The sequence below is a fragment of the Curtobacterium sp. VKM Ac-2887 genome (assembly GCF_015350935.1).
Taxonomy (GTDB): Bacteria; Actinomycetota; Actinomycetes; order Actinomycetales; family Microbacteriaceae; genus Curtobacterium.
The window spans coordinates 1-7785 of sequence record NZ_JADKSB010000038.1 but is presented as its reverse complement, the minus strand read 5'-3'; the positions used below and the strand labels follow the sequence as shown (position 1 = coordinate 7785).

Sequence of the window (7785 nt, the reverse complement as noted above, 5' to 3'; positions counted from 1 at the left end):
GGTGCCGGTCTGCGGGACCGGCACCGGGCCTCCCGGTCGTTCCGTCCACCCCGTCGACGCCTGGCGCAGATCATGCCTGGTCATGACCAGTCGCGTCAAGCGTTGGCGACGATCTGTTCGCCATCCGTGATCCCCCGGAAACACGCGGATCGAACCCGCTCACAGGGACCGATCCAACGGTTGACAAGGGCTCTCGGAAGGTCTTCTATTGCGAATACGCAACGACCTTTCATAAAGGCCGGACCAAGGGAGTCAACGTGACACGCACGCGTTTCGCCGCACTCGGTGCGCTCGGCCTGGCGGCCGCGCTCGCCCTCACCGGGTGCTCCGCCGGAAGCAACGGAGCTTCCGACGGTGGCACGAAGGCCATCGGCACACCCGATGGCAAGGGCAAGACCATCACCGTCTGGATGATGAACGGCGACCTGAGCGACAAGGTCCTCGACGCAGCCCAGAAGCAGTTCACGAAGGACACCGGGGCGAAGGTGAAGATCCAGACCCAGCAGTGGGACGGGATCACCACGAAGCTCACCACGGCGCTCGCCCAGGACGACGCCCCGGACGTGGTCGACCTCGGCAACACCCAGGTGCCGGTCTACGCAGCGGCCGGAGGTCTCATGGACCTCACGCCGTACCGCGACGAACTCAAGGACGGCCAGACCTGGCTCACCGGGCTCGAGGGGCCGGCCACGGTGGACGACAAGCTCTACGGTGCTCCGCTGTTCGCCGGCAACCGTGCCGTCGTCTACAACAAGAAGGTCTGGAAGGACGCCGGCGTCACCGACGTGCCGACCACCTACGACGAACTCACCGCCGACCTGGACAAGGTCAAGGCCGCCAACACGGCGAGCGACTTCTCCGCCTTCTACATGCCCGGCCAGTACTGGTACGGCGGGCTGCAGTGGGTCTGGGACGCCGGCGGCGAGATCGCCTCCGACAAGGACGGCAAGTGGACCGGGAAGCTCGACTCGGCCGATGCGGTCAAGGGTCTGACGGCGTGGAAGACGTTCCAGAACGACTACTCCGCGAAGTCGACGCAGGACATCAACACCGACAAGCCCTCGCAGAGCGACGTCTTCGCGCAGGGCAACACCTCGGCGTTCCTCGGCTCGGCGTGGGAGATCGGTTCGATCACCACCGCGAAGCCCGCGCTCGCCGACCAGATCGGCACGTTCCCGATGCCCTCGCAGACGGACGGCAAGACGCAGCCGGTGTTCCTCGGTGGCTCCGACCTCGGGATCCCGGCGAAGGCCGCCAACCAGGACCTCGCGCTGTACTACCTGAAGATCCTGACCTCGAAGGAGTTCCAGCAGGACCAGGTGTTCGGCGTGGACGGCTGGGAGCCGAACTCGACCGAGCTGCTCGACGCCGTGGCCGACGACGTCGACACCCTGCACAAGCCGTACTTCGCGGCAGCGGGCACGAGCCGTCCGACCCCGGCGACACCGGGCTGGGCGACCATCGAGGGCGACGCGTCGTTCCAGTCGATGTTCGCGGACATCGCCACCGGGCGGAAGTCGCCGGAGCAGGCCGCCGAGGGCTTCTCGAAGCACCTCACGACCGCGCTGAACGCGCAGCAGTAGTCGATGACCTCCACTGCAGAGCAGGCGACCGGTTCGGAGCAGTCCGAGCCGGTCGCCGGCGGCGGGGGGACCAGGGGCGCGGGCGCCGGGGGCACCGGGGGCAGCGGCGGTGCCGGGTTCGGGCGGCCGGTTCGTCCCGGCCGCGGGGCGCGTCGTCGGTCGGCGGTGGCGTCGCGCGCACCGCTCGTCCTGCTGGCGCCCGCGGCGATCCTGCTGCTCGCGCTCGTCGTCTACCCGCTCGTCCGGCTCGTCGTCATCTCGTTCCAGGACTACGGGCTCCGGGCGATCTTCACCGGGGAAGCCGGGTTCGCCGGGGTCTCGAACTACACGAACGTCCTGACCGACGCGTCGTTCTGGCCGGTCATCCTGCGCACCGTCCTGGTCACCGGGGCGATGGTGCTCGGCACGATCGTCATCGGGATGGGCGTCGCGCAGCTGCTCACCCGGTTGGGCGTCGCGATGCGCACCGTGGTCAGCGTCGTGCTCGTGCTGGCCTGGGCGATGCCGAACGTCGCATCGAGCCTGGTGTGGCAGTGGCTGTTCCAGCCCTTCTACGGGGTGCTCAACTGGCTCATCACGCAGCTGCGGGTGTTCGGCGACCACACGCAGGACAACTGGGCGTCGCACCCCGGGCAGGCGTACACGATCGTGCTCACGCTCGTGATCTGGCAGGCCGTGCCGTTCGTCGCCCTGACGCTGTACGCCGCACAGTCGCAGATCGCGCCGGAGTACTACGAGGCCGGGGCGCTCGACGGTGCCTCGACGTGGACGATGTACCGCGCGATCACGCTGCCGGCACTCGCCCCGACGCTGCTGCTCGTGTCGATCCTGTCGGTGATCTGGGACTTCAACGTCTTCAACCAGATCTGGTTGCTCACGAGGGGCGGTCCGGAAGAGGCCACCCTGACGCTGGGCATCTGGACGTTCGTGAAGTCGTTCGTCTCCAACGCGTACGGCCAGGGTGCCGCGATCGCCGTCATCTCGACCGTGATCCTCGGCGCGCTCACCAGCTACTACATCCGCCGGCTCGTCCGCAGCGGGGAGGAGGACCTGTGACCGTCTCGAATGCTGCGCCGGTGCGGGCGCGGAAGCGGAAGCCGCGCGTGGTGGCGAACACCATCGCGGTGGTGTTCTGCGTGGTGTGGGTGTTCCCGATCTACTGGATGGTGAACACCGCCTTCAAGCCGGCGGACGAGGTCACCACCATGACCCCGATCTGGGCACCGCTGCACCCCACGCTCGACAACTTCACGCGCGCGCTCACCCAAGAGGGCTTCCTGGTCTACCTGCGGAACTCGACCATCGTCGTGGTGGCCGCCGTGCTGCTGTCGATCGTGGTCGGGTTCCTGGCATCGGCGGCGCTGTCGCGGTTCCGGTTCCGTGGGCGGCGGGCGATCCTGGTCGGCATCCTGTTCGTGCAGATGATCCCGTCGGGCGCGCTGCTCATCCCGCTGTTCCTGTCGTTCCAGACCCTCGGTCTGCTCAACAGCTACGTCGGGCTGATCCTGGCGTACGTCGCGAGCGTGCTGCCGTTCTCGATCTGGGTGATGCGCGGGTTCTTCGTCGCGGTGCCCGTCGAGATCGAGGAGGCCGCGAAGGTCGACGGAGCCGGCACCTTCCGGATTCTCTGGAGCGTGCTGTTCCCCCTCGTGATGCCGGGAGTCATCGCCACGAGCGTCTTCGCGTTCATCGCGGCGTGGAACGACTACCTGATCGCGTACGTGATGCTCAAGGACCAGGGGATGTACACGCTGCCGGTCTGGCTCGCGGGCTTCTCGACGAACAAGGGCACGGACTTCGGTGGGCTGATGGCGGCGAGCGTGCTGTTCTCGATCCCCGTGGTCGTCTTCTTCCTCATCGTGCAGCGTCGGCTGGTCAGCGGCATGACCGCGGGAGCCGTCAAGGGCTGACGTGCTCGACCGAACACCCCGTCGCACACGCGGCGGGGTGTTCGTGCGTGTGGGGCGTTCGTGCGTGTGGGGTGTTCGTGCGTGTGCCGTCCGTCGAGGTTCCACGACATGCCGCGTGCTGGACACCGAGGTTCCACGGACGGGCTGTGGGCGCCGCGAGATGCCGAGATTTCGGAACCTCGGGGGAGGGGGCGGGAGGGAGCGGGGAGAGGGACGCGGCGCGGGGTGGTTGTGTTTGTGTGGGTTTGTGGCTTATGGTTCCTGAAACCCACGGGAACGAAGGAGTTCGGGCATGTACGCAACCGAGCGGCACGACGCGATCGCAGCAGCGCTGCAGGACGCCGGCCGGGTCTCCGTCGCCGATCTGGCCGAGCACTTCGACGTCACCACCGAGACCGTGCGCCGTGACCTCGACACCCTCGAGTCCGCCGGGGTCCTGCGCCGCGTGCACGGGGGAGCGGTGCCCATCGGCCGCTCGAGCGTCGTCGAACTCTCCGTCGCCGAGCGAGAGGGGCAGCACGGTTCCGCGAAGTCCGAGATCGCCCGAGCCGCGATGCGCCTGGTGCCCTCGACCTTCACCGGCTCGATCGCGATCGACGCCGGCACCACCTGCGCCGCCGTCGCCGCCGAACTCGCACGCTGGGAGCCCGCCACCGCCGGCGCGACCCTCACCGTCATCACGAACTCCGTCCCGATCGCCGCGACCCTGCAGCACAGCGAGCACGTCGAGCTGCACCTGCTCGGTGGCCGGGTGCGCGGGGTCACGAGCGCCGCCGTCGGGACCGCCACCGTCGAGCAGATCAGCGCCCTGCGGCCCGACATCGCCTTCGTCGGCACGAACGGCCTGTCCGCCGGCTTCGGTCTGAGCACCCCGGACGAGTACGAGGCCGCGGTCAAGGGCGCCTTCGTCCTCGCCGCCCGCCGAGCCGTCGTGCTCACCGACGCCGCGAAGCACGGGGTCGAGGCCCTGATGCGCTTCGCCCGGCTCGACGAGATCGACACCGTGGTCACCGACCAGGCGCCGCCAGCCGACCTCGCCGGCGCCCTGACCGACGCCGACGTCGAGGTCGTCGTCGCATGAGCCGCCGCATCGTCACCGTCACGCCGAACCCGAGCCTCGACCGCACCATCGAGCTCTCCGGTGAACTGCAGCGCGGCGCCGTCCAGCGCGCCATCCGCTCCACCGCGGAGCCCGGCGGCAAGGGCGTCAACGTGTCCCGGGTCGTCGTCGCCAGCGGTGGGGACACCATCGCCGTGTTGCCAGGCGACGAGCTCGACCCCGTGCTGCTCGGGCTCGCCACGCGCGGCATCCCCACCGCCGCCCTGCCGATCGGTGTGCCGCTCCGCTCGAACGTCACCGTGACCGAGCCGACCGGCACCACCACGAAGCTCAACGAGCCCGGTCCCTCGCTCGCCGGCCGGCTGGACGACCTGGCCGACCTGGTCGCCGACACGGCCGCGGCGACCGCCACCGGACCCGCCGCCCGCTGGGTGGTCTTCGCCGGGTCGCTCCCGCCCGGACTCCCCGACGACGCGCTCGCCGTGCTCGTCCGCGCCGTCCGTGCGCGCCACGGTGAGGACGTCCGGATCGCGGTCGACTCGTCCGGCGTCCCGTTCACCGCCCTGCTGCAGTCCGGCGAGCGGATCGACCTGGTCAAGCCGAACGCCGAGGAGCTCGCCGAGGTCGTCGGCGGCGACCCCGACACCTACGAGCAGGACCTCGACGCCGCCGTGGCCGCTGCCGAGCGGTTGCGCGACCGGAACGTCGGCTCGGTCCTGCTGACCCTCGGCAGCGCCGGAGCCGTACTGGTGTCGGACGAGGGCGCCTTCGCCGCCGCAGCACCGCGGATCGTCGCCCGCTCGACGGTCGGCGCGGGGGACTCCTCGCTCGCGGGCTACCTGCTCGCCGAGGTGGCCGGAGCGTCGCCCGAGCAGCGCCTCGCCCAGGCCGTCGCGACCGGAGCCGCCGCCGCAGCCCTGCCCGGCAGCGACGTGCCCGCCCTCGACCACACCGACCCGACGGCGATCTCGGTCCGGGTGCTCACGACGCACCCGGCACCCGAGCCCGCCTGACCCCCCAGCTCGAACACCCCCACTCCCCGAACACCTGCACGACCCGCGCGATCAGCGCCATTGCGAAGGAGCAAGCACATGTCCGCAGACTCGAGTCCGCGCCTCATCAGCGCCCAGCTCGTCGGCCTCGACGAGGACCTCGGTGCCACCTCGGCCGACGTCATCCGCGTCCTCGCCGACCGCGTCGCCGCGACCGGCCGCGCCGCCGACGGCCGGGTCCTGGCCGAGGACGCCATCAAGCGCGAGGCCAGCGTCGGCACCGGGGTTCCCGGCGGCATCGCGATCCCGCACGCCCGTTCGGCATCGGTGTCCGAGCCGACCCTGGCGTTCGCGCGTCTCGCCCGGAAGGTGTCGTTCGGCGCCCCGGACGGCGACGCCGACATCGTGTTCATGATCGCCGTGCCCGAAGGGGCCGACAAGGACCACCTGACGGTCCTCTCGACCCTGGCCCGTGCGCTCATCCGCGACGACTTCACCGCCGCCCTGCGCGCCGCAGCCACCCCCGACGAGATCGTCCAGCTCGTCGACCGCGAGGTGAGCGGCGAGGTGTCCGAAGCCGGCGTCGGGAAGGCGAGCAGCGCCTCCAGTCCGACCGCCGCACCCGCGCCGGGCCGCAAGGTCTTCGTCGGCGTCACCGCCTGCCCGACCGGCATCGCGCACACCTACATGGCGGCCGACGCCCTCGTCGCCGCGGCGCAGCGCGCCGGTGCCGAGATGCACATCGAGACCCAGGGGTCCTCGCAGGTCGAGCCCCTTGACCCCGCCCTCATCGCCCGTGCCGACGCCGTCGTGTTCGCGGTCGACGTGGATGTCCGCGACCGCGGTCGCTTCGCCGGCAAGCCGCTCGTCTCCGGACCCGTCAAGCGCGGCGTCGACGAGCCCGACAAGATGATCGCCGAGGCCATCCGTGCCTCGGACGACCCGAACGCCGCACGCGTGCAGGGCGGCGCAGCCGTCGACGGTGCGTCCACCGCCAAGAACGAGCACTTCGGCCAGGCGCTCAAGCGCTGGCTGCTCACCGGCGTCAGCTACATGATCCCGTTCGTCGCGGGCGGCGGACTGCTCATCGCGCTCGGCTTCCTGCTCGCTGGCTACGGCATCGCGCTGCAGCACGGCGACTCCGGCCAGAACAACGCAGTGTTCACGCTGACGAACTACACGCTGCTGAACCTGCCGCCCCAGGGCCTCGGCTACTACCTCGGCGCCGCCGCCTTCCAGATCGGTGGGATCTCGCTCGGCTTCCTCGTCGCAGCGCTCGCCGGGTACATCGCGTACGCCATGGCCGACCGACCCGGCATCGCGCCTGGCTTCGTCGCCGGTTCCGTCGCCGTCTTCATGAACGCCGGCTTCCTCGGCGGTCTCGTCGGTGGTCTGCTCGCCGGTGCCGCCGCGTACTGGATCGGTCGCATCCCGACCTGGCGCTGGCTGCGCGGCCTGATGCCGGTCGTGATCATCCCGCTGCTCGCCTCGATCATCGCCTCCGGCCTCATGTTGCTCGTGCTCGGCGGCCCGATCGCCTGGCTGATGACGCAGCTCACGAACTGGCTCAACTCGCTCAACGGCACCTCGGTGATCCTGCTCGGCATCATCCTCGGCCTGATGATGGCGTTCGACCTCGGCGGCCCGGTGAACAAGGTGGCGTACGCGTTCGCCGTCGCGGGCCTCGGCGCCGGCACCGCCACGAACGTCGTGCCGTTCGAGATCATGGCCGCGGTCATGGGCGCCGGCATGGTGCCCCCGCTCGCCCTCGCGCTCGCCTCCACCGTCCTGTACCGCAAGGGCTTCACGAAGCCCGAGCGCGAGAACGGCAAGGCCGCCTGGCTGCTCGGGGCGTCGTTCATCTCCGAGGGTGCGATCCCGTTCGCTGCCGCCGACCCGCTGCGCGTCATCCCGGCGTCGATGGTCGGTGCTGCGGTCACGGGTGCGATCTCGATGGCGGCCGGTGTGACCTCGCGGGCGCCGCACGGCGGGGTGTTCGTGTTCTTCGCGATCGACTCGTTCGTGGTCTGGGTGCTCGCGATCCTGGCCGGCACCGTGGTGTCCGCGCTGGTGCTCGTCGGGCTGAAGAAGTGGGTGCGTCGGGCTCCGGCCGCGGATGCCGCCGCTGGTGACGAGGCCGCCGTGGCCGGGGAGACGGTGGGGCAGCGCGCGCCCGTCGCCGTGTAGTCGACGTCACCACAGGACGGACGGGAGGCCCGGTGCCAGCTGGCACCGGGCCT

At 70.4% G+C, this 7785-nt stretch carries 6 protein-coding genes; all 6 read left to right on the top strand.

From position 1 onward, the window contains the following. Positions 1–257 precede the first annotated feature (257 nt). Positions 258–1583: a sugar ABC transporter substrate-binding protein gene (locus ITJ69_RS20025; protein WP_131921340.1), complete on the top strand. Its 1326-nt coding sequence runs from the start codon at positions 258–260 to the stop codon at positions 1581–1583. A gap of 3 nt (positions 1584–1586) precedes the next feature. Beyond that, the gene (locus tag ITJ69_RS20020) at positions 1587–2639 is read left to right on the top strand and encodes a carbohydrate ABC transporter permease (RefSeq protein ID WP_194673821.1); all 1053 of its coding nucleotides are present in this window, start codon (positions 1587–1589) and stop codon (positions 2637–2639) included. Beyond that, a complete protein-coding gene (locus ITJ69_RS20015; RefSeq protein ID WP_235036084.1) occupies positions 2636–3493 on the top strand; it encodes a carbohydrate ABC transporter permease in 858 nt (285 codons plus the stop codon). The genes ITJ69_RS20020 and ITJ69_RS20015 overlap by 4 nt, the downstream gene beginning before the upstream one ends. 292 nt (positions 3494–3785) lie before the next feature. Beyond that, positions 3786–4574: a DeoR/GlpR family DNA-binding transcription regulator gene (locus ITJ69_RS20010; protein WP_159573545.1), complete on the top strand. Its 789-nt coding sequence runs from the start codon at positions 3786–3788 to the stop codon at positions 4572–4574. After that, on the top strand, positions 4571–5566 hold the full coding sequence (locus ITJ69_RS20005; RefSeq protein WP_159573546.1) for a 1-phosphofructokinase family hexose kinase: 996 nt from the start codon (positions 4571–4573) through the stop codon (positions 5564–5566). The genes ITJ69_RS20010 and ITJ69_RS20005 overlap by 4 nt, the downstream gene beginning before the upstream one ends. A 78-nt stretch (positions 5567–5644) precedes the next feature. Next, entirely contained in the window at positions 5645–7732 is a 2088-nt protein-coding gene (locus ITJ69_RS20000) for a PTS fructose transporter subunit IIABC (RefSeq protein ID WP_194673820.1), read from the top strand. Positions 7733–7785: the final 53 nt, after the last annotated feature.